This window comes from Synechococcus sp. CS-1332 (assembly GCF_025127995.1).
GTDB lineage: Bacteria > Cyanobacteriota > Cyanobacteriia > PCC-6307 > Cyanobiaceae > Cyanobium.
Genome location: NZ_JAHLYP010000050.1, coordinates 68,960 through 90,048, shown reverse-complemented (window position 1 = coordinate 90,048; position 21,089 = coordinate 68,960). Strand labels below are relative to the sequence as shown.

Below are 21,089 nucleotides of genomic sequence, written 5' to 3'. Positions count from 1 at the left end.
GGCCCAGCTTGTCAGAACTGGCCTCTCAGCGAGGGCCCCGGCAGACCGCCATTACCCTGCCTGCAATCGTCGGGGCGGCGTGAATTCTCTGGTGCGGCTTTTCGGCGCGGGCATCTTGCCGCCGCAGCGCTCGAGGGTCTACCGGCCCGAGATCGATGGTCTGCGGGCCGTGGCCGTCATCGCGGTGCTGATCAACCACCTCGATCCCCGCTGGCTGCCGGGTGGCTTCCTCGGGGTGGACATCTTCTTCGTCATCTCGGGCTACGTGGTGACGTCCTCCCTGCTGGCGCGGCGGGACGGCAGCCGCTGGCAGTTCCTGCGCCGCTTCTACGGACGCCGCATCCGGCGCCTGATGCCGGCGCTGGTGGTGAACATCGCCGTCGTCTCGGCCCTGTTCTCGATGCTGGTCTCGCCACTCGATGATTTCTTCGCGCCGGTGATGCGGACCGGCACCGCTGCCCTGTTCGGGGTGTCCAATCTTTACCTGCTGCGGCAGGGCTCGAACTACTTCGCCACCGACAACCACTTCAACGCCTTCATGCACACCTGGTCGCTGGGGGTGGAGGAGCAGTTCTATCTCGTCTGGCCGGCGGTGCTGCTGCTCTGTGGTCTGGGGGTGGCCGGGGCCGGCAGCGGCTCCTTGCGGCGGCTCAAGATCGCCAGCCTGTTGCTGCTGGCCCTGTCCCTGGTGCTGTTCCTGGGACTGAGCCTCCGGGGGAATTCCGAGCGGGCTTTTTTCCTTACCACCGGCCGGTTCTGGGAACTGACGGCGGGATGCGGGGCCTACCTGTTGCACCGGGGCAGTGGCAGTGCCCGCGATCTCGGCCAAAGGCTGGCGCTGCCCCGGTGGCGGCACCCCCTGAGCCTGCTGGCGGCCCTGGGGTTGCTGGTGCTGCTGGTTCTGCCGGAGGCCTGGCGGGTGGCCACCACCCTGGGGATCACGGCGCTGACGGTGGTCCTGCTGCTGCTGGTGCGGCCCACCACGAGCCTCGGGCGCTGGCTGTGCCACCCCGTCAGCCTGGCCATCGGCATGGTGTCCTACTCGCTGTATCTGTGGCACTGGCCGGTGATCGTCCTGGCTCGCTGGACGGTGGGCCTCAACGCCCTGACCCTGCTGCCGGTCCTGGTGCTGATCACCCTCTGCACGGCGCTGTCCTACCGGCTCGAGTGTCTGTTCCGCTACGGCCACCCCGCCATCCCCGGCCTGGGACGCCCAGGCCTGGCCTACCCGGCGATGACGGTGCTGGTCGCCGTGTTCAGCGCCGGCCTGCAAGGCCCCCTTCTGGGCAGCCTGTTCCTCGGCAAGCGGAGCCACGCCGTCGGCACCACCGCCAACATGAAGCGGATCGGCGGCACGACCGTCGACACGGTTCACTGTTTCCAGGAACCGACCGATCCGATCGCCAGGTGGGAGGGTCCCGATCCCTGCACGGCCACAAAGCGGAAGGGCCTGCCCACCCTGTTCTTCCTGGGGGACAGCCACACCCACGTGCTGATTCCCCTGGGAGAGAAGCTACTGGCCAGTGGCCGCTTCAATGTGGCCTTCATGGCCCGGGGCGGCTGCCCGGTGCCCTTCTTCTCCCGCTGGGGGGAGGACGCCCAGGTGCCGCCCCGCTACCGCCGCTGCCGTCCGTACGCGGACAACGAGTTGCGCCGGGTGCTGGCCCGTCTGCGCCCGGGCGACCGTGTCGTGTTGGTGTCGAATCTTGCCGGTTACCTGGGCGGTGTCGAAGGCCAGGCACGCCCGAGCGTCGAGGCTTCCTATGCCACCTCCCTCCGCCAGCTCGACGGCCAGGTGCGCCGTCGCGGCGCGGAACTGGTGCTGTTCGGTTCCCTTCCCACCTTCCCCCAGGAGAAGATCGGCGGTCCGCTCACCCTCTGCCAGGCGGAATGGTTTCGTCCCGCCTCGTCCCTGGGTCCCCAGTGCCAGCCGGTCCTGCGGCCACGGCAGCAGGAGTTGGCCGCGATCGCGCCGGTGCAGCGCCTGCAGGAGCGCATTAGCGGTGACCTGAGCGGCACGCGTCTGTTCAGTCCCTTCGACAGCCTCTGCCCACCGGAGCAGCGGATCTGCTCCAGCGTCCGCGCCGGCGTGCTGCTCTACAGCGACGAGACCCACCTCACCAACGCAGGGGCCCTACTGCTATATCCGCGTTTGATGGCCTTCCTCGCCGATCAGACGGACGTGGAGCCGCCCCCGAGCTGATCACTGCCCAGCTCCTGCTCGATCAGGGCATCAAGGGTGACGGCGCTTCTCACCAAGGACTGGTAGCGCTGCACCACGCGTCGATTGCGCTCCAGCCAGCTGCCCGGGTCACCGCCGCCCCCAAGGGGGCTGCCGCCCGCGCCGGCCCGATCGTCATCGAGCAGTTCGAGATCGTTCTGGTGGGCCAGCAGGGCCAGCACCAGGGCGTGGATCCGCTGGCGTCGATCGCTCATTGGGCAGGGGAGTGTGACCGGCGCTGGTGGGGAGCATCATGGCCAGCAGTGGCGCAGGGGCACGGCTGGAGGGTTCGCTGCTGGAGGTGCTGGGCACCGATGCCGCCGGGATGGCGGGCCTTTCCCGCCACTGGCAGGAGCAGATCCTGCGGGCCGATCTGGTGGCGGCCCCCCGGCGTCTGTTGGCGGATCTCGAGGCCTGGCGCGGCGGCGCCCCAGCGCCGGAGCTGCTGGCCAGCGACAGGCCTGGGGAGCTGCTGCCGCGGCTGCAGCTGGCTCTCGCCGCTGGCGAGAAGGTGGTGCTGCTCGCCAGCGGCGATCCCCTCTGGTTCGGCGTTGGCCGCCTGCTGCTGCAACACCTTCCCGCTGAGCGCCTCCGTTTCCATCCTGCCCCCACCTCCCTGCAGCTGGCCTTCGCCCGCCTGGGCCGCCCCTGGCAGGACGCCTCCTGGATCAGCCTTCATGGCCGTGATCCCGAGCCCCTGGCGGCGCGGCTGCAGCAGCGGCCCGCCGCCTTGGCGGTGCTGACCGATCCGGCTCGGGGGGGCGCTGCCGAGGTGCGCGGGATCCTGCGGGCTTCGGGGCTGGAGGCCGCCTATCAATTCTGGCTGGGAGAGCGCCTCGGCCATCCCGCGGAGCGCCTGCAGCAACTGGCGCCCGACGACCCCCTGCCGACGGATCTCGATCCCCTGCACCTGGTGCTGCTGATCGCCACCGAGCCTGCCGCGCCCGCGCCGGCGGCCCTGCCCCTGTTCGGTCTGGCCGATGGCCTCTGGCTGCAGCACCCCGACCAGCCAGGACTGATGACCAAACGGGAGGTGCGCATCCAGCTGCTGGCCGATCTGGATCTGCCCGAGACGGGCGTGCTGTGGGACATCGGTGCCGGAGTGGGATCGGTGGGGCTGGAGGCGCTGCGCTTGCGCCCCGGGCTGGCCCTGTGGGCCGTGGAGCGCCGGGCTGGGGCCGCCGCCCTAATCGGCGCCAATGCGTCCCGGCTGGGCGTGCGGCCCGTGGGGGTGCTGGAAGGGGAGGCACCGGCGGCACTGGCGCGGCTACCCAACCCCGATCGGGTGCTGATCGGAGGTGGCGGTGGTGACCGCAGCGCGCTGTTGCAGGCGGTGCTGGGCCGCTTGCGGCCCGGTGGGGTGGTGGTCATCCCCCTGGCCACGGTGGAAGGTCTGGCCCTGTTGCGTCCCCAGCTGGAGCAGGCCGGCTTGGACGTGATGGTCACCCAGATCCAGGCCTGGCGTGGTGCTCCCCTGGCGGACGGTACTCGCCTGGCCCCTCTCAATCCGGTGCTGGTGCTGAAGGGAACGTGCCCGGCAGCGGGGTGATCCGCACGGGGGTGCCCACGGTGATGCCGAGCACCGAGGCCTGGCCGGCCGCCAGTTCCAGCACCCCGTCCACCGGCGTGTCGGGGCCGTAGCTGCGGCAGGGCAGGTTCATGCAGGGGGGGACGGCGCTCTCGAGGGCAATCACGCGCCCGTCGTGGATGAACAGCATGTCGAGGGGTTCCGGCGTGCGGTGCATCCAGAATCTGGCCAACACGGGCGTGACGTAGGGAAACCACATGCCGCGCAGGTGGGGCAGGGGCGGCCGCAGCTGCAACCCCATGGCCTGCTGGCGCTCGCCCCGGGGCACCTCGAGCTGGATGCAACGCGGCGGCGGTGGGCCTTCCAGGCACCACTGGGCGGTGATCGGCAGGAACTGGGGCGGGCTCTGGGTCAGGCCCGGGGTGCAGCCGACCAGCAGGAGCGTGCCTGCGAGGGGCCAGGGCCACAGGAGAGAAGTCTTCATGGCTTGGGCCCCATGGGTGGGCGGCCGTCGCTGAGGCAGTACCCGAGGCCCCTGACGGTGTGGATCAGCCGGGATTCGCCGTCCTGTTCCAGTTTCTGGCGCAGATAGCGCACATACACCTCAATCACGTTGCTGGCGCCCCCGCCCTGGTCGGCCCAGATCGCCTCAAGGATGCGCTCGCGGCTCACCACCGATCCCCGATGGCGCAGCAACAGCAGGAGCAGCTGATACTCCCGGGCCGTCAGGCTGAGCTGGCGCTGCCCGCGCCATCCCTGGCAGGCCACCGGGTCGATCCGCAGATCCGCCAGCTTCAGCTGGGCGGACACCGGTGTGGGGGCCTGACGCTGGGCCAGGGCCAGGTGCAGCCGCAAGCGGGTTAGCAAATCGCTGGTGCCGAGGCTGGGCAGCCAGAAATCATCGGCGCCCCATTCCAGGCAGTGGCTGCGGCTTTCGACGCTGTCGTTGGTGATGCCGAGCAGCAAGGGGCGGGCCCCAAGCCTGCGGCGCAGCTCAGGGATTCGCGCCTCGCTGCCGGGCGAAAGGATCATGGCTGCGGGGAGTTCATCGCCGGAGTCCTGCTCCAGGGGCCGGTAGCCGGAGAGCTCGAGCCGGGGGCCGAGGCCGGTGGCCTCCGGACCCACCAGCAGCACCGCAACCGGTGCGGGAGTGGTCGTGGGGGCTGTCGTCACAGCGGCGCGTCGGCGTGGTTGCTGGAGGGCTTGGCCACGTGCGGCAGGCCCCAGCCCAGCTTGTTGCGCAGCACCTGGAAGAACTCGTGATCGGCCAGCCGCACGAAGCGCACCGGATGTTCGCTGCGCCGCACCAGCACCCGGTCCTCGGGCCAGACGTAACAACCGGCGCTGCCGTCCACCACCATCATCAACCGCTCGGGGGTGGCTGGGAACACCGTCACCGGCTCCTGGTCGCTGAACACCAGGGCCCGGGAGGCAAGGGAGTGGGCGGCGATCGGTGTGAGCTGCAGCACCGGACAGTCGGGGGTGATCACCGGGCCGCCGGCGCTGAGGGCGTAGGCCGTGGAGCCGGTGGGGGAGGAGAGGATCACCCCGTCAGCGGCGATGTCGACGGGGGCGTGGCGGCCAATGGCGACTTCGAAGTGGCACATGCTGGTGAGGGGCTCCCGGTGCAGGGCCATCTCGTTGAGACAGAGCACCTCCCAGCGCCGCTGCTCGCCGCGCATCACGCTGACCACGAGCATGGATCGCTCCTCGACGGTCCACTCCCCTGCCACCACCTGGGCCAGGGCCTGGTCGAGGTCCTTCAGGTAGGCCTCGGCCAGGAAGCCCAGATGGCCGGTATTGATCGTCAGGATCGGCACGCCGATCGGGGCGGTCTGGCGGGCCGCGGAGAGCACCGTGCCGTCCCCCCCCAGCACCACCGCCAGGGCCATCTCTTCATCGAAGCTGGCGGGGACGCAGGCGGCATAGCCCCTGGAGCGCAGGTGCTGGTCAGGATTGGCGAAACCCACCACGCCACCGGAGCTGCTGACCCGTGCCACCTCCAGGCCCGCGGCTCTCAGCCGGCTCTCGATCAGGTTGGCGGTGTTGATCGCCAGATCCTTGCCGTCGTTGACGATCAGTCCAACCCGGGGCACCGATCGCGGGCATGGGAGCCCAACGAGTTTATGGGGGGAGATCAGAACTGCTCCAGGAAGCGCAGATCGCTGCTGAACAGCCTGCGGATGTCGTCGATGCCGTGGCGCACCATGCAGAAGCGTTCCACCCCCAGGCCGGCGGCGAAGCCGCTCCAGCGCTCCGGGTCGAGGCCCAGGCCCTCGAGCACCGCCGGATCGACCATGCCGCAGCCCATAACCTCCAGCCAGCGGCCTCGCCACTGCACGTCCACCTCGGCGGAGGGCTCGGTGAATGGGAAGTAGCTGGCCCGGAAACGCACTGGCAGATCGCCGAAGAACTGCTGCAGGAAGGTGGTGACGGTGCCGCGCAGGTGGCTGAAATCCAGCCCCTCGTCGAGGGCGAGCACCTCCACCTGGTGGAACACAGGGGAGTGGGTGGCATCCACCGCATCGCGGCGATACACCCTGCCGGGGGCGATGACCCGCACCGGTGGGGGGTTGGCCTCCAGGTGGCGGATCTGTACGGGGGAGGTGTGGGTGCGCAGCAGCCGGTCTCCCCCCAGGTAGAAGGTGTCCTGCATATCCCGCGCCGGGTGGTGCTCCGGGATGTTGAGGGCGGTGAAGTTGTAGTGGTCGGTCTCGATTTCGGGCCCCTCCGAGACCCGATAGCCGAGGCCGGCAAAAATGTCGACGATTTCTTCGATCGTGCTCTGCAGGGGATGGCGGTGGCCGGGGGGCACGTAGCTGCAGCCCGCCGTCACATCGATCCGTTCCCGCTCCAGCCGCTCCACCATGGCGGCGTTGCGCACGTCCTCGAGCCTGGCGCCGAGCAGCTGCTGCACCTGGTCCTTGAGCAGGTTGGCCCGCTGGCCCACCAGGGGGCGCTCCTCACCGGGAAGCCGGCCCATGGCCCCCAGCACCCCCGAGAGACGTCCCTTCTTGCCCAGGAGCCCCACCCGCAGCTCCTCGAGTGCTGCGGCGTCGCTGGCGTTGGCGATGGCAGCGGCGGCCTCCGCCTCCAGGTGCTCCAGCTGGTCGGTGAGCTGCTGCAGGCTGACGGTGGCGCTCACGGGACAGGTCGGGGAAGGAAGCGACTGTAGGCAGCAGCGTCTAGCTTGCCGCCAGTCCCCGCGGTCAAGGCCGATGGCACCGCTCAGGATCCTGATCAGCAACGATGACGGAGTCTTTGCTGACGGCATCCAGGCCCTGGCCGCCGAGGCGGTGGGCCGCGGCCATGCGGTCACCGTGGTCTGCCCTGACCGGGAACGCTCCGCCACCGGCCATGGCCTCACGCTGCAGACCCCCTTGCGGGCGGAGCGGGCCGATGAACTCTTCGCCGAGGGTGTCACCGCCTGGGCCTGCAGCGGCACCCCCTCCGACTGCGTCAAGCTGGCCCTGTTCAGGCTGCTGGAGCAGGCGCCGGACCTGGTGCTCTCCGGCATCAACCACGGCCCCAACCTCGGCACTGACGTGCTCTATTCAGGCACTGTGTCGGCGGCGATGGAGGGGACGATCGAGGGACTGCCGGCCCTGGCCGTGAGCAGTGCTGATTTCCACTGGCGCCGCTTCGAGGCGGCGGCCGCCATGGCCGTCGATGTGGCCGAGCGGATGCACGCCGGCGGTTGGCCCGAGGGGCTGCTGCTGAACCTCAACGTGCCCCCGCGTCCCGCCGAAGCCCTCGCCCCCCTGCGCTGGTGCCGCACGGCGGTGCGGCGCTACATCGATCAGTTCGAGAAGCGCACCGACCCCCGCGGCCGCACCTACTACTGGCTGGCCGGCGAAGTGGTGGACGATCTCGACGGAACCGGAGCAGGCCCGGCCGACTGGCCCACCGATGTGGCCTGGGTGCAGCAGGGTGGCTCGTCGCTGACGCCCCTGCAGCCGGAACTCTTCTGGCGGGGCTCCGTCGCGTCGCTGCCGGCCGTGGAAGCCCTGGGCCTGTCCGATCAGCTCTTGCGATAGATCCGCTGCAGCAGCCACAGGCTGATGATCAGTGCGATCAGGTGGGCAAACAGCACCTGGGTGTTGCTGAGCACCGACAGCATCTCGATCGAGGTGATCGGCAGCCCCACCACCCGGCCACCGCTGCCTGGCCCCCCCTGCATCTGGGCCCCGAAGAAGCCCGGCACCTGCTGAGAGGCCTGCACGAACAGGCTGCCGGCCAGGGCCTGATAGCCCACCGCCGCCAGGGTGAGCCCGCTCAGGTCGGCCAGCAGCCCCCTCTTCACCAATCGCGAGGTTTCCCCCTTGCTGGGACGTGCCGGGCTGGCCAGGGCGCGGCCGCAGCGCACCACCAGCCAGGATTGCCACAGACTCCAGAGCAACAGCAGGAACGACAGGGTGGTGAGGGACAGGCCAGGGCCCAGCCCCAGGGCGCGGGAGGAATTGGCCGCCATCTGGCCGCCGATGTTGTTGAAGATCAGCACCCCCACCACCACCACGCCGAGGGCCAGTTGGACCCAGAAGCGCACCCAGCCCATGCGGCGGAGGGCATCGGCCATGCGCTGCAGATCCAGCGGGTCGACCATGGGGGAAGCATCGAAGGCTCCAAACTTGGCATGGGAGGATCCTCGCGGCGAGGGCGCACGCCGTTGATTCCGCTTCACGACCCCATCAGCGCCGAGCGTCCCACCGCCATCGCCCTGGGCAGCTTCGATGGGTTGCATCGGGGCCACCGCCGGGTGATCAGCGTTATCACCGAATCGCAGCCGGCGGAGCAGGAGCCGGTGGTCCCCACGGTGGTCAGTTTCTGGCCCCACCCCCGGGAGGTGCTGCATGGCGAGACGCGTCTGCGGCTGGATCTGCCCGAGGAGAAGCTGGAGCTGCTCGAACCCCTCGGCATCGAGCAGCTGGTGCTGGTGCCCTTCAGCAGGGAGCTGGCGGCGCTGAGCCCGGAGCCTTTCGTGCGTGAGGTTCTGGCCGATCGGCTCCAGGCCCGGCGAATTGCCGTGGGGACCAACTTTCGCTTCGGGGTCGACCGCAGCGGAGATGTTGATGATCTGGCCCGCATCGGCGCCGCCCTCGGTATCGACGTGCGGGTACTGCCCATGCTCTGGGATGGGTCCGAACGGGTGAGCAGCAGCCGCATCCGGCGCGCCCTGGCGGCCGGCGACATCGAGGAGGCCGCTCGCCTGCTGGAGCGTCCCTACCGCTTCAGCGGCCATGTGGTGCGCGGCCGCGGCCTGGGCCGCCAGCTGGGCTGGCCCACCGCCAATCTGGCGGTGGATGGACGCAAGTTTCTGCCGCTGGAAGGGGTCTATGCGGCCCTGGCCTGGCGGGACGGCGAGGACGGGGCGATGGCGGCTGTGATGAACCTCGGCCCCCAGCCCACGGTGGATCCCCTGGCTCCTTCGGCGGTGGAGGTGCACCTGCTGGAGCGAAGCCTTGAGCTGGCGGGCGTCCGACTGACCGTGCAGCCCCTGAGGTTGTTGCGCCGGCAGCAGGCGTTCGCGAGCCTTGATGACCTCAGCCGGCAGATCCGCCTGGATGCCGGCCAGGCTCTGCAGGATGCGAGGAACGCCTGTGACCAGCGATCCGGACAACTGGATGATTGATGGACCATCGTGGCGTTTGAAGTTCTTTGCTGATACTGTCTGGGTGGAACGGACGTAGGGAAATGGGCGGCAACTTTGCCAGCTTCGACACAATCTGTTCCCTTCGTTTCGATGTCTGGATGGACAGGCTTTCCTGTCGGCTTGGGCTTCGGATCGATCGCTTGAAGCTGCTGATTGTGGGGCTGCTGATTGTTGCGATGGTGGCACTAAGCGCTACGCAGATCACTGGTTCCGAGAGTCAGAAGGATGCCCTTGTGAATCTGCGGATGGCCCATAACCTTGCCCATCATGGCGTTCTTTCCACGGCCGATCGTGCTCCCTTCTCAGCTTCCAATGCGCGCGAACCGATCCCGAATCTCGTCACGGCCGGCCATCTGAAACTGATGGCCCTCGGTGGACACACCCCGTCCTACGGGGAGCTGGTCCAGGGGCCCGGCGCCCGCGCTGTCAAGGTTGTCAATCTTGCCTGGGTGACGCTCGGTCTAGTGGCCACGGTGCTGCTGATTCAGTCGCTGACGGGAAGCCTGCTGCTGGTGCTGATCAGCACGGTGATGGTGGGGTACTTCTTCTTTGCCGTGCCGATGTTCGTCGACACGCTCTACACGGAACTCCAAGCCAGTGTGATGCTGCTGTGGTCGAGTCTGTTTCTGTTGCTGGCCGTCCGCACAGGCCGTCGCCGTTGGTTCCTTGTTGTTGGCGTCTGCTTTGGTCTGATGAGCCTGACAAAGGCGATCTTCTTCTATATCTGCCTGTTGATTACCGCAACCATGTTTTTGCAGGCGCTCTGGGCGGCCCGCCGGCGACGTCCATGGCCTCCGCTGGCTGGTTGTGTGGCCTTGCTGATGGGTTTCAGCGTGACAGTGATGCCCTGGATGGTCCGCAACAAGCTGCAGCTGGGAACAGCCCAACTCACCCAGCGGGGCGGGCGTGTGCTTTATGCACGGGCCATCAAAAACCAGATGCCTGCTGCTGAAATCCCTGGAGCCCTGTATTTCTGGGGGCCATCTATCTACCAGCACGCCTCCGCGCGGCTTGGCTTTGGGGCCACGCTCCGCGATTTTCAGGCTGGAGGCCGCTACCAGCGCATCAACCGCTATGGGTCGGATTTTCAGGCGGCTGATCTGAAGGCTGCGCTGTCGGGTCGGCCTGATGATGTGATCAGTTACCACCGCAAGGTGGGTGCCGAGGTGAATCGGTTGACCTTTGCCTTGTCCCAGCGGGGTGCGCCCGACTCCTATCTCCTGGCAGAGAAGGCCGTTGGGAAAAGGGCCAGGGTGATGATCGCCTCCCAGCCTGCGAGGCATCTGCTGATGACGCCTCTGTTTCTGTGGCGGGGTATCTGGTCCTGGCCCAATGTGGGAGTGACCTTCAAGGCCAATCCCGTTTATGTTGCGGCTAAGGATCTGCTGGCACTTGTTTCCTATATGTCTCTCTTTGCGCTCTTTCTGCTGGGTGTGATTCGTAGAAACTCGAGTTTTCTTGCCATCACCATCTTGCCCATTGGCATGCTGCTCGCCTATGGCTTACTCACCCACAACATTCCTCGCTACTCGGCTCCGGCGATTCCGCTGACGATACTTTCCCTTGTGATTCTGGTGGGCCGCTCTTCCATGCCTGCTCGGCCATTGGACGCATCCGCAGGCAATTCCGTGGTTGACATGTGATCATGACGTCACTGTGCTGGAGTGTCATGGTCTGGCGTCGCCATCCGTCCACCACCGCCGACAGAATTGACGACCCGCTGGTTTTGGCTGTCCTGATGCTGGTTGTCGCTTGCCTCTCCCCACGCAGGACGTCCATTCCATGGTTCATGCCATGAAGCTCATCATTCAGATTCCCTGCTTCAACGAGGCCGCCTGCCTGCCGGTGGCGCTGGCGGCGCTACCGCGGCATGTCGAGGGCTTTGATCAGGTGGAATGGTTGGTCATCGACGATGGCAGCCACGACGACACCGCCTCGGTTGCCCTCGCCCATGGCGTGGATCATGTGGTGCGCCACTTCCATAACAAGGGACTGGCGCGGGGCTTCATGACGGGCCTTGATGCCTGCCTGGCCCGCGGCGCCGATGTCATCGTCAACACCGATGCCGACAACCAGTATGACGCCCGTGACATCCCCCTGCTGGTGGCCCCAATTCTCGATCAGCAGGCTGAGATGGTCGTGGGGTCACGTCCGATCGGCCAGATCCAGCACTTCTCCCCAGTCAAGAAGCTGCTCCAGAAAATCGGCAGTGGCGTTGTTCGCAGCCTGAGCGGCGCGGACATTGTCGATGCGCCGAGTGGATTCAGGGCTATGAGCCGGCGGGCGGCTCAGCAGTTGATGGTGTTCAGCGACTACACCTACACCCTGGAAACGATCATCCAGGCGGGCCAGAAGAACATCGGCATCATGTCGGTGCCGGTGCGGGTGAATGGCTATCAGCGGCCTTCCCGCCTGGTCAAGAGCATCCCCTCCTACATCCAACGGAGCATCGTCACGATCATTCGGATCTTCGTGATCTACCGGCCTTTTCGTTTCTTTTCGCTGCTGGGAACCTTTCTCTTCGGCATTGGCGCCGTGATCGGCCTCCGTTATCTCTTCATGGTCTCGATCGGCCGCGGCAGCGGCCACATCCAGTCACTGATCCTGGCCTCCGTGCTGTTGGTGGCCGGCTTCCAGTCTTTCCTCGTTGCCTTCGTCACCGATGTGATCGCGGCCAATCGCAAACTGCTCGAGGATCTGCGCTTCGAGTTCCGCCGCAGCCGCTCCTGACGATGGCGGAACCTCGCAGCTTCGGCACCGTCCTGGATCGCTTCCTCAAGAAGCGCTGGAGCCCGTCCGACATCGATCGGTATGTGGGTACGTACCGGGAGGCGTGGCTCACCCATGCCTCTGAGGACGCCATCCGCGAACGGGCCGCTTCGGGTGGAACCACCAGCGCCGTGCTGATCGAAGGTCTGCGCCAGGGGCTGTTCGAAGGTGCCGTGGTCTGCATGGCGGTGGTGGAGGACGGCAAGGTGCGTCCCCGCTTCCAGATCGCCACCGAGCCGGCCCAGATCCTGGCTGCCCGCGGCAGCAAGTATGTGGAATCGCGCTTTCTGCCGTCGGTTCTTCCCCTGCTGCGCGCCTTCCAGGGGCGTGTGGCGGTGGTGGGCCTGCCCTGTGACATTGCTGCCCTGCGCCAGCGCGCCCAGTCTGATCCTGTCCTCGCGGCCAAGCTGGCCGTGACCATCGCCCTGGTCTGCGGCCACAATTCCCGCACCCCCCTCATCGATGCCGTCACGGCCAGGCTGGAGAAGCAGGCCGGCCAGCCGTTGCGTGCCTACCGCTTCCGCATCGGCCATTGGCGCGGCCATCTGGAGGCGGAGTTCGCCGATGGCTCCCTGCTGCGCAAGCCCACGAAGATGTTCAACGATTACCAGAACATGTTCTTCTTCTGTGAGCGCAAATGTCTTTCCTGCCACGACCACTATGGCTATGCAGCCGATCTCACCATGGGGGACATCTGGCTGTTCCGTCTGAAGGATGACCCGATCAAACACACGGCCGTGATCATCCGCACCGCTGCGGGGCAGGCTCTGTTTGATGCTGCCACTGGGGCAGGTGCCGTGGCGGCCAGTGGCCTCGACATTCGCGACATCATGGACGGCCAGGCCCGCATCGGCCCGGCCCATTACAACGTCACCGCCCGGACCCGAGCCGGTCGCTGGCTGGGCCTGCGCATCCCCGATCGGGTGCAGGCGGAGGTCACCTGGCACGATCAGCTCAATGCCCTCTGGACCCTGGCCAACGTGCGCCTGAGTGAGTCGCCCTGGGGGCGCCGTCTGATCTTCGCGATGCCGCGCCCTGTGATCCGTGGCCTGCTGTATCTCAAGAAGGGTCTGGAGTCGGTCAAATGAAGCGGGGGTCCCGATGAATTCCGTGGCGATCATCGCGGCCACCTTCCACGGCAACCGCGGTGCTGAGGCGATGCTGAGTACCACCATCGGGGTGCTGGCCGATCGCTGCGGCCCTCAGATGCGCTTTGAGGTGTTCAGCTATTACCCCGAGGCCGATCGCGAGCTGGTCTCGGACGCTCGGGTGCGGATCTTCTCCTCCACGCCTGCCTACCTGGTGCTGGTGCTGGTGCCGGGGGCCCTGCTGCATCGCTTGCTGGGCGGCCTGAGGTTGCACCGGTTGCAGGGGCTGCTGCCGGCATCGGTGCGGGCCCTGGCCCGCTCCCGGGCCCTGCTCTGCCTTGCGGGGGTCTCCTTCATCGATGGCCGGGCCAAGTTCCTGCCTTTCAACATCGCCACGATCTGGCCGGCGATGATCCTCAGGGTGCCCGTCGTCAAGATGTCCCAGGCGATGGGGCCGTTCCGAAGCTGGCCCAACCGTCCCCTGGCCAACTTATTCCTTGGCCGCTGCCATCGCCTCCATACCCGTGGCGCGGTGAGCCAGGACCACGTGGCCTCTCTGCTGGGCCCAAGGGGCAACTATGGGCGCAGCGATGACGTGGCCTTTCTTTTCGAAGCTCGGTTCTGCCTCAGCACCCCAGCACCAGGCCTCGATGGGCACCTGGCGGCTTTGCAGGTCCTACGTGACCGGGGCCGCCCGATCATCGGCCTCTGCCCCAGCGCCGTGATCGCCCGTCGGGCGGCGGAAGGAGGCCACGACTATCCAGGCTGGATGGCGGGCCTGATCGATGAGCTGGTGGGGCTGGGCCACGGGGTGGCCCTGTTCCCCAACGCCACCCGCGGCCGTGGCGAAACCAGGCTCCACAACAACGACTTACCCCTGTTGCGGGGCATCCTGACCCGCCTCGAGCCGGCCGTGGCCGAGGCCGTGGTGGGTTTCGAGGAGGGCTGGAACGCCGGCCAGATCCACCGCATCCTCGGAGCCTGTGACGTCCATGCGGTGTCCCGCTTTCACGCCATGGTGGGGGCTCTGGTGGTGGGGGTCCCGGTGCTGGTGATGGGCTGGAGCCACAAATACCTGGAGGTGATGGAACGCTTCGGTCAGGCCGACATGGTGTTCGATGGCGCCGATCTCGACCGCCCCCGCACCGTGGCGTTGATCCAGCAGCTGCTCACGGAGCGGGCGGATCGACGCGTCCGCATCGTGGCGGCCCTGCCGGACGTGAAGGCGCTCGCCTCGCTTCAGTTCGACGCGGTGCAGGACCTGCTCGCCCTTTGAAGCGGCCCGCCGGTCCCGTGGCCCTGCTGGCGAAGTGGGCCTGGCTCGGCCTGGTGGCGGTCGCCGTGGCTGGTTTCGCCATCAGCCGCCGGCAGGTGATCGTTCAAGACCTCGCTCGCTTCTCCCCCCAGGAACTGGTGGCCGTGGCGGCCCTGCTCCTGGTTGGAAAGCTGGGGATGAATGCCACGATGCTGCTGGCAACACGCCACTGCGCCATAACGGTGAGCGTCCGGGATGGCTTTTACATGTACAACCTGGCCCAGCTGGCCAAGTACGTGCCCGGATCGATCTGGCAGTTCGTCAGTCGCATCGCCATGCTGCGGGCCCGGCAGGCCCCCGCCAGCGCCATCCGCGATTCGATGCTCGCCGAGAACGGCTGGGTGATCGGTTCGGCGTTGCTGATCGGTGGCGCCCTGCTGGGGCTGGCCCAGCCGGGATTCTTCCAACGGCTCCTGGGAGCCGCTGCGCGCGCCCCTGCCGCCCTGCAGGGGCTGCTCGCGGCGGCTGCACTGCTGGGTCTGGTTGGGGCCTTGCTGTGGCTGCGCCGTCGTGGGTCCCGGCTGCGGCCCTGGCTGCTCCGGCTGCGCCCCCCATGGGGGGCCTGGGCGACGCTGTCGCTGGGCTGGTTCGCCCTCGGGGCCTCCTTCTGGGTCTGCCTGCGGCCGTTCCTGGGCGGGGGACCGTCCTTGCCGGCGGTGATCGGGGTGTACTGCCTCGCCTGGGTGGCGGGGTACCTGGTGCCCTTCGCACCGGCGGGTCTGGGGGTGAGGGAGGTGGTGCTGGCCCTAGCCCTCGACCCCTTCGTCGCCTCAGACACCTCCCTGGTGGTGGTGGCCGTGCATCGGGTGCTTTATCTGCTTGACGAGGTGCTCCTCGCCCTCCTGGCGCTGGCCCTGGGACCGGACCCCGCCGCCCAGCCCACCCCTCCCGCCTGACAAACCCCTCCCATACCCTGGAGGCCTCACCCGCGCCGGTCCGGTGACGCCGCAGCCCCCAGTTCCGCCGTCGACCACCGGCAACGAGCGTGCCGCCATTGAGCGCCTCCTCGATGCCAACCTCGATCGGGCCCGCGAGGGGCTGCGGGTCCTGGAGGACTGGGCCCGCTTCGCCCTGGACCGCCCCGACTTGGTCGCCCGCAGCAAGGACCTGCGCCAGCGTCTGGGGCGCCTCCACCAGGAGCGCTACAAGCTGGCGCGGCACACCGCCACCGATCCCGCCGCCGGCATGTCCCATCCTGCCCAGGCTGAACGGCAGGACGGCGCCAGTGTGCTGGCCGCCAATGCGGGCCGGGTGCAGGAGGCCCTGCGGGTGCTGGAGGAGTTCGGTCGGCTCGAAGATCCCGTGCTGGCGGCGGAGGCGGCGACAATCCGCTACGCCCTCTACGACCTGGAGGTGGATCTGCTCCAGGCCGGCCGTGGCGGCGACGAACGCCGTGCCCTGCTGCGCCGTTGCCATGTCTATCTGGTGACCAGTCCGGTGAGCGGGCTGGAGGCCGTGGTGGCCGCCGCCCTGGCGGCGGGAGTGCGCCTGGTGCAGTACCGCGCCAAACCCGATGACGCCCTCGGTTCAGCCGGTGCCGCTCCGAATGATCGGGGTCGCTTCGCGCAGGCGAGCGCCCTGCGCCAGCTCTGCCATCGCCACGGGGCCCTGTTTCTGGTCAACGACCGCATCGATCTGGCCCTGGCGGTGGGGGCCGATGGCGTCCACCTCGGCCAGGGCGACCTGCCGCCGGCCGTGGCCCGCCGCCTGCTGGGGCCGGACCGGCTGATCGGCCGCAGCACCCACGGCCTTGCAGACCTGCGCCAGGCGGTCGCCGATGGCTGCGACTACATCGGGGTGGGGCCTGTCAACGCCACGCCCACCAAGCCTGGCCGCGAACCGGTGGGGCTGGCCTACGTGGCCCAGGCGGCGGCGGCATGTCCCTTGCCTTTCTTTGCCATCGGCGGCATCGATCTGACCAACCTGGCCGCCGTGCGCGAGGCCGGAGCGGATCGGGTGGCGGTGGTGCGGGTCATCACCCAGGCAAAGGATCCCGGGGCCGTCGCTGCCGCCCTGCTGGCGGGGCTGGAGGCGGTGGCGTGATGGAAGCGCAAGCCGCGAATGAGCCGGAGGCCCTGCGGCTGCGGGTCAACGGAGAATCGCGCCCCTGCCCTGCGGGCCTCTGCCTCGATGCCGTGCTGGTCTCCCTCGGGTACCAGCCGCGCCTGGTGGTGGTGGAGTTCAACGGCGAGATCCTGCCCAGGGACCGCTGGCCCGCCCAGCCTGTGGGGGAATCCGATGTGCTGGAAGTGGTCACCATCGTGGGAGGGGGTTCCTAGATTCCTGCCAACTAAACGTCCTTCGACATGGGTTCCCGCTTGTTCCGGCGCCTCGCCGGTCTGATGGTCGTCCCTGTCCTGGTCGCGGGTCTGGTGATGGCAGCTCCGGCGCCGGCCCAGGCGGCCAGCGGCGGCCGCATCGGCGGCGGCAGCTTCCGTTCGGCTCCTTCCATGCCCCGCAACTACGGCGGCGGTGGCGGAGGCTATCGGGGCAGCTACGGCGGTGGGTACGGCGGTGGCTACCGGGGTGGGGGCATGGGTTTCCCCTTCATCGTGCCGATCTTCGGCTTCGGCGGCGGCGGGTTGTTCGGTTTTCTGATCCTGATGGCGGTGGCGGGCGTCGTGGTCAACGCCCTGAGGGGTGGCGGCGGGGGGCCGGCCTTAGCCGGCTCCGGATCTGATCTGGCCTACAACCCCCGCCCGGACGGTCCAGTGTCTGTCGCCCAGATCCAGGTCGGTCTGCTGGCGTCCGCCCGCGACCTTCAGGACGACCTGCGCCGTCTGGCCGGCTCCTCCGATACCTCCAGCAGCTCCGGCCTTCAGCGGGTTCTGCAGGAAACAAGTCTTTCCCTGTTGCGCCACCCCGATCTCTGGGTGTACGCGAATGGCGAAGTGGGCCAGGTGCCCTTCGCCAGTGCCGAGTCCACGTTCAACCGCCTCTCCATGCAGGAGCGCAGCAAGCTGGAGCGGGAACTCACCGCCAATGTGGCGGGTCGCCGTTTCAGCGAGCCGGCGCCTGTGGCTCCTGGGGCCAGCGATGCGGCCAGCGACTTCATCGTCGTGACCCTGCTGGTGGCCACTCGCCAGCGTCTGGCGATCAAGGGGGCCCGCTCCGCCGAGGACCTGCGTGATTCGCTCCAGAAACTCGGCGCGATCGGTGCGGATGATCTGCTGGCCCTGGAGGTGATCTGGCAGCCGGAAGGGGCTGGAGAGGTGCTCAGCACCGAACAGGTGATCACCGCCTACCCCGACCTGCAGCACCTCTGAGTTTTCTGCCTTGCCAGGCCGGGTCGGATCACTCACACTGCCCTTCAGAAGTCTCAGGCGCCGATGATTCCCCATCGGATCAGCTGGATCAATACACCGGTCCTGATCGAGGCGATCGAGCGCTACGAGCAGGGCCGTCTGCCCCGCTCCCTCACTCTCTGGTTGCAGACCGTGCTCGACCTTGAGGGACCTCCCTCAGGGCCCCTGCTCCCTGGTGGCTGAAGTTTCCCCACTGCCCAGCAGCAGGATCCGCAGGGCCGCCATGGCGGCGCCATAGCCGTTGTCGATGTTCACCACGGTGAGCCCAGGGGCGCAGCTGGCCAGCATGCCCATCAGGGCGGCCTGTCCCCCGGCGCTCACCCCGTAGCCGACGGCCACCGGCACCCCGATCACCGGTTGGGGCAGCAGCCCGGCCAGCACGGTGGGCAGGGCCCCCTCCATCCCGGCGCAGGCGATCAGCACCTTGGCCCGTCGCAGCCCCTCCAGCTCCCCCAGCAGCCGATGCAGCCCGGCCACGCCCACATCGAGCACGAGGTCGCTGGCCACCCCATGGCAGGCGAGGGCCAGCCGGGCCTCCGAGGCCACGGCCAGATCGCTGGTGCCGCCGCTCAGTACCGCCACCCGCCCGAAGGCCGGATCGGCTGGCGGCGGACCGGGCCAGGTGAGGCAACGGGCCAGGGGATGGTGCTCGGGCGGTGGGACAGCCCCATCGGTGCCGATATGGTCCGCGAGCTGCCGCTCCACCTCCGCGGCCTTCTCAGCCGTGACACGCGTCACCAGGGCCAGCTCCCCGGCCCGGTGCAGACCGAGCATCACGGCGGTGATCTGGTCGGCACTTTTGTGCTCCCCCCACACCGCCTCCACCATGCCAATCCGTTGGCGGCGGCCCAGGTCGAGCCGGATGTCCTCGCTCACCGCAGCTCCTTGGCGGCAGCGGCCGGGGTCAGCCCCACCCACTCCAGCTCGCCGGCATCGACGAGGGGAAAGGGGTTGGGGACCTTATCGAGGGCCAGGGCCCGGCGCGCGGCAGCCTCGAACTGGACCTGTACCGCTTCGATCTCCTCGTTGGAAATGGCCAGCCACTGGCGGCGGCTGCGCCAGCGGATCAGCAACAGGCCCTCCTCCTGTTCAGCGTCCCAGAGCAGATCCCTGCCCAGGAAGCCGTCCTGGCGCCGCAGCCAGGGTCCCCAGCTCTCCTGCTCCGCCTGCAGCCAGGCCCCCCGGGCGCCGGCGGGCACCTTCACCCTGAGGAGCTCCACCACCGCTGCGGGGCCCTCGCTCCCATCCTGGCCGCCGTACGGCGGGCTGAGGGCGTCGGCATCGCCAGGAAGGCCGGCCAGCACGAGCACCACCAGGCAAATTCCGGCCAGACAGCTAGTCAGATGGCTGAGGGGGGCACGGTTCATGGCTGGTGCAGCAAGGCCACGGCATGGCAGGCGATGCCCTCCTCCCGGCCTGTGGGCCCGAGCCCCTCATTGGTGGTCGCCTTGACGCCCACTTGCTCGGGAGCCAGGCCCAGGCGCTCGGCGATGGCCTGCCGCATGGCGGCGATGTGGAGTTTGAGGCGGGGGCGCTCCGCCACCACCACCGTGTCGACGTTGAGCACCTGCCAGCCCCGTTCCGCCACCAGCTCCATCACCTTCTCAAGCAGCACCAGGCTGTCGGCCCCGCGCCAGCGCTCGTCCTCCGGTGGGAAGTGGGTGCCGATGTCCCCCAGGCTGAGGGCCCCCAGCAGGGCATCCATCAGGGCGTGGACCAGCACGTCGGCGTCACTGTGACCCGCCAGCCCCAGGCCGTCCGGGTGCTCCAGACGCACGCCACCCAGGATCAGGGGCCGACCGGGCTCAAGCCGGTGGATGTCGTAGCCGTTGCCGATGCGCAGCTGCATGGGGGGCGGTTGGGGCGGATTCAGTTTGGCCGGTCTGGGGGTGAGAGCGGGCGTCAGGGGTTCTGCTCCGCCTGCCAAAGAGCCAGCAGGTCGGCGCGCCGCTCGCGGGTGCGGGCCACCTGCTGCTCCTGGCGCCAGCGGGCGATGGCGCCATGGTCGCCGCTGCGCAGCACCTCCGGCACTGCCATACCGCGGAACTCCGCCGGCCGGGTGTAGTGCGGGTGCTCGAGCAGCAGGCTGCTGTGGCTTTCCGCTTCCAGGCAGTCCGGCGATCCCACGGTGCCCGGCAACAGCCGGACCACGCCGCTGATGACCACCAGGGCGGGCAGTTCGCCACCGGTGAGCACGAAGTCACCCAGGGACACCTCCTCGTCCGCCAGGGGCCGAATGCGTTCATCGAAGCCCTCGTAGTGGCCGCAGAGCAGCACCAGCTGGTCGTACGCGGTGGCCCAGCGACGCAGGTCGCGCTGGTGGAGCGGCTGGCCCTGGGGGCTCATCAGCAGCACGCGGCGACGCGGCAACACCGGAATCGCCTCGAAGGCGGCGTAGACAGGCTCGGGCTTCAGCACCATGCCGGCCCCGCCGCCATAGGGCACGTCGTCCACTTTGCGATAGCGATCCGTGGCGTGGTCGCGCGGGTTGTGGGTGTGGACCTCGGCGATGCCGGCCGCGAAGGCCCGGCCGATCACCCCCAGCCCCAGAAGGGGTGTGAAGGCGTCTGGCACCAGGCTGACCACATCGAAACGCATGGTGGGATCAGCTGGCGGGTCGGCTGACCCGCCGGATCTCGGAGCTGAAGCTGGCCCGGCCCGGGCGGCCGTCGGGGTGGTGCTCCACGCTGCTGCGCAGGCGCAGATTCGCCTTGGTGAACCAGATCCGTTCCTGCACTGAGGTACCGGCCCGCTCGCTGGTCAGCTCCAGGCTGCCATCCGGCCAGAGCTGCCAGCGGCCCGTGCTGACGGCTCCATCAGGGGCATGGCCCTGGAAGCCTCCGTCGGGGAGGAACAGCAGCCGGTGACTGCCGCCGCTGGGCGGGGTGATCTCCAGCCCCCCCGGTTCGCCATCCCCTTCCGGCGCCAGGTAGGTCACCTGCAGTTCACCGCGCTCGGAACTGTGCCAGCTGACCTCCTCCTGCTCGGCCTGCCGGGCTTCGGCGCTGGCCTCCTCCAGGCTGAAGCGACTGCGCAGGGAGAGCCAGTCCCCGGCGCAGAAGGCCAGAAAGCCCGCAATCGTCTCAGGGGGGAAAGGAGCGATCATCGCTGCGGTGGGAGGCTCGGTCGCGCTGGTCACGGCGGGGGCGTCGGGAGATCGGGGCCGGTGGACCCGGTTGGGATCTTCGCAAACCCCCAGCTGGAGCGCGCGGT

Annotated in this window: 24 protein-coding genes; 13 read left to right on the top strand and 11 right to left on the bottom strand. The window is 68.4% G+C overall.

Going from position 1 to position 21,089, the window contains the following annotated elements; genetic code table 11:
* Positions 1-91: 91 nt before the first annotated feature.
* Positions 92-2,203, top strand: a complete 2,112-nt coding sequence (locus tag KQ305_RS12805) for an acyltransferase family protein (RefSeq protein ID WP_259725789.1) — start codon at positions 92-94, stop codon at positions 2,201-2,203.
* On the opposite strand, the gene KQ305_RS12800 is transcribed toward KQ305_RS12805, so the two are convergent.
* The gene (locus tag KQ305_RS12800; protein ID WP_259725788.1) at positions 2,173-2,436 is read right to left on the bottom strand and encodes a hypothetical protein; all 264 of its coding nucleotides are present in this window, start codon (positions 2,434-2,436) and stop codon (positions 2,173-2,175) included. The two genes, KQ305_RS12805 and KQ305_RS12800, sit on opposite strands and share 31 nt — an antisense overlap.
* Before the next feature lie 38 nt (positions 2,437-2,474).
* On the opposite strand from KQ305_RS12800, the gene cbiE reads away from it, so the two are divergent.
* Complete coding sequence (gene cbiE, locus KQ305_RS12795; RefSeq protein ID WP_259725787.1) at positions 2,475-3,770, top strand: precorrin-6y C5,15-methyltransferase (decarboxylating) subunit CbiE; 1,296 nt, start codon at positions 2,475-2,477, stop codon at positions 3,768-3,770.
* On the opposite strand, the gene KQ305_RS12790 is transcribed toward cbiE, so the two are convergent.
* From KQ305_RS12790 to pheS, 4 genes are read right to left on the bottom strand one after another with little or no spacing between them, the layout of a single operon-like run.
* Positions 3,724-4,233 (bottom strand): DUF192 domain-containing protein, encoded by a 510-nt coding sequence (locus KQ305_RS12790; protein WP_259725786.1) that lies wholly within the window; start codon positions 4,231-4,233, stop codon positions 3,724-3,726. The genes cbiE and KQ305_RS12790 overlap by 47 nt on opposite strands.
* Entirely contained in the window at positions 4,230-4,922 is a 693-nt protein-coding gene (locus tag KQ305_RS12785) for a response regulator transcription factor (RefSeq protein WP_259725785.1), read from the bottom strand. The genes KQ305_RS12790 and KQ305_RS12785 overlap by 4 nt, the downstream gene beginning before the upstream one ends.
* The gene (locus tag KQ305_RS12780) at positions 4,919-5,845 is read right to left on the bottom strand and encodes an NAD(+) kinase (protein ID WP_259725784.1); all 927 of its coding nucleotides are present in this window, start codon (positions 5,843-5,845) and stop codon (positions 4,919-4,921) included. The genes KQ305_RS12785 and KQ305_RS12780 overlap by 4 nt, the downstream gene beginning before the upstream one ends.
* Positions 5,846-5,886: 41 nt before the next feature.
* Positions 5,887-6,894 (bottom strand): phenylalanine--tRNA ligase subunit alpha, encoded by a 1,008-nt coding sequence (pheS, locus tag KQ305_RS12775; protein WP_259725783.1) that lies wholly within the window; start codon positions 6,892-6,894, stop codon positions 5,887-5,889.
* Positions 6,895-6,967: 73 nt separating this feature from the next.
* On the opposite strand from pheS, the gene surE reads away from it, so the two are divergent.
* Positions 6,968-7,786 carry a 5'/3'-nucleotidase SurE gene (gene surE / locus KQ305_RS12770; protein WP_259725782.1) on the top strand — a complete coding sequence of 273 codons (819 nt, stop codon included), beginning with the start codon at positions 6,968-6,970 and terminating at the stop codon, positions 7,784-7,786.
* Here surE and KQ305_RS12765 read toward each other — a convergent pair.
* Complete coding sequence (locus KQ305_RS12765) at positions 7,771-8,352, bottom strand: DUF3611 family protein (RefSeq protein WP_259725781.1); 582 nt, start codon at positions 8,350-8,352, stop codon at positions 7,771-7,773. The genes surE and KQ305_RS12765 overlap by 16 nt on opposite strands.
* 63 nt (positions 8,353-8,415) lie before the next feature.
* Here KQ305_RS12765 and KQ305_RS12760 point away from each other — a divergent pair, with 63 nt between their 5' ends.
* The 10 genes from KQ305_RS12760 to KQ305_RS12715 all read left to right on the top strand — a co-directional run bounded on the left by KQ305_RS12760 (position 8,416) and on the right by KQ305_RS12715 (position 18,059).
* On the top strand, positions 8,416-9,378 hold the full coding sequence (locus KQ305_RS12760) for a bifunctional riboflavin kinase/FAD synthetase (protein ID WP_259725780.1): 963 nt from the start codon (positions 8,416-8,418) through the stop codon (positions 9,376-9,378).
* Positions 9,379-9,539: 161 nt separating this feature from the next.
* Entirely contained in the window at positions 9,540-11,042 is a 1,503-nt protein-coding gene (locus tag KQ305_RS12755) for a hypothetical protein (RefSeq protein ID WP_259725779.1), read from the top strand.
* A 151-nt stretch (positions 11,043-11,193) separates the two neighbouring features.
* Entirely contained in the window at positions 11,194-12,129 is a 936-nt protein-coding gene (locus tag KQ305_RS12750; protein WP_259725778.1) for a glycosyltransferase family 2 protein, read from the top strand.
* Between the two features lie 2 nt (positions 12,130-12,131).
* Complete coding sequence (locus tag KQ305_RS12745; protein ID WP_259725777.1) at positions 12,132-13,256, top strand: Coenzyme F420 hydrogenase/dehydrogenase, beta subunit C-terminal domain; 1,125 nt, start codon at positions 12,132-12,134, stop codon at positions 13,254-13,256.
* A 22-nt stretch (positions 13,257-13,278) separates the two neighbouring features.
* Positions 13,279-14,532: a polysaccharide pyruvyl transferase family protein gene (locus tag KQ305_RS12740; RefSeq protein WP_259725776.1), complete on the top strand. Its 1,254-nt coding sequence runs from the start codon at positions 13,279-13,281 to the stop codon at positions 14,530-14,532.
* A complete protein-coding gene (locus KQ305_RS12735; RefSeq protein WP_259725775.1) occupies positions 14,529-15,467 on the top strand; it encodes a lysylphosphatidylglycerol synthase domain-containing protein in 939 nt (312 codons plus the stop codon). Before KQ305_RS12740 ends, KQ305_RS12735 begins: the two co-directional genes overlap by 4 nt.
* Positions 15,468-15,510: 43 nt before the next feature.
* Positions 15,511-16,614, top strand: coding sequence for a thiamine phosphate synthase (locus KQ305_RS12730; protein WP_259725774.1), 1,104 nt, complete (start codon positions 15,511-15,513; stop codon positions 16,612-16,614).
* The gene (gene thiS, locus KQ305_RS12725) at positions 16,614-16,850 is read left to right on the top strand and encodes a sulfur carrier protein ThiS (protein WP_259725773.1); all 237 of its coding nucleotides are present in this window, start codon (positions 16,614-16,616) and stop codon (positions 16,848-16,850) included. Before KQ305_RS12730 ends, thiS begins: the two co-directional genes overlap by 1 nt.
* Positions 16,851-16,877: 27 nt before the next feature.
* Complete coding sequence (locus tag KQ305_RS12720; RefSeq protein WP_259725772.1) at positions 16,878-17,837, top strand: DUF1517 domain-containing protein; 960 nt, start codon at positions 16,878-16,880, stop codon at positions 17,835-17,837.
* Positions 17,838-17,900: 63 nt separating this feature from the next.
* Positions 17,901-18,059, top strand: a complete 159-nt coding sequence (locus KQ305_RS12715; protein ID WP_259725771.1) for a hypothetical protein — start codon at positions 17,901-17,903, stop codon at positions 18,057-18,059.
* Here KQ305_RS12715 and larB read toward each other — a convergent pair.
* From larB to KQ305_RS12690, 5 genes are read right to left on the bottom strand one after another with little or no spacing between them, the layout of a single operon-like run.
* Positions 18,033-18,752: a nickel pincer cofactor biosynthesis protein LarB gene (gene larB, locus KQ305_RS12710; RefSeq protein WP_259725770.1), complete on the bottom strand. Its 720-nt coding sequence runs from the start codon at positions 18,750-18,752 to the stop codon at positions 18,033-18,035. The two genes, KQ305_RS12715 and larB, sit on opposite strands and share 27 nt — an antisense overlap.
* The gene (locus KQ305_RS12705) at positions 18,749-19,243 is read right to left on the bottom strand and encodes a TIGR03792 family protein (protein WP_259725769.1); all 495 of its coding nucleotides are present in this window, start codon (positions 19,241-19,243) and stop codon (positions 18,749-18,751) included. Before KQ305_RS12705 ends, larB begins: the two co-directional genes overlap by 4 nt.
* Positions 19,240-19,725 carry a 2-C-methyl-D-erythritol 2,4-cyclodiphosphate synthase gene (gene ispF / locus KQ305_RS12700; RefSeq protein WP_259725768.1) on the bottom strand — a complete coding sequence of 162 codons (486 nt, stop codon included), beginning with the start codon at positions 19,723-19,725 and terminating at the stop codon, positions 19,240-19,242. Before ispF ends, KQ305_RS12705 begins: the two co-directional genes overlap by 4 nt.
* A 53-nt stretch (positions 19,726-19,778) precedes the next feature.
* Complete coding sequence (gene trmD, locus KQ305_RS12695; protein ID WP_259725767.1) at positions 19,779-20,474, bottom strand: tRNA (guanosine(37)-N1)-methyltransferase TrmD; 696 nt, start codon at positions 20,472-20,474, stop codon at positions 19,779-19,781.
* Between the two features lie 7 nt (positions 20,475-20,481).
* On the bottom strand, positions 20,482-21,015 hold the full coding sequence (locus tag KQ305_RS12690; RefSeq protein WP_259725766.1) for a phycobiliprotein lyase: 534 nt from the start codon (positions 21,013-21,015) through the stop codon (positions 20,482-20,484).
* Between the last annotated feature and the right edge of the window lie 74 nt (positions 21,016-21,089).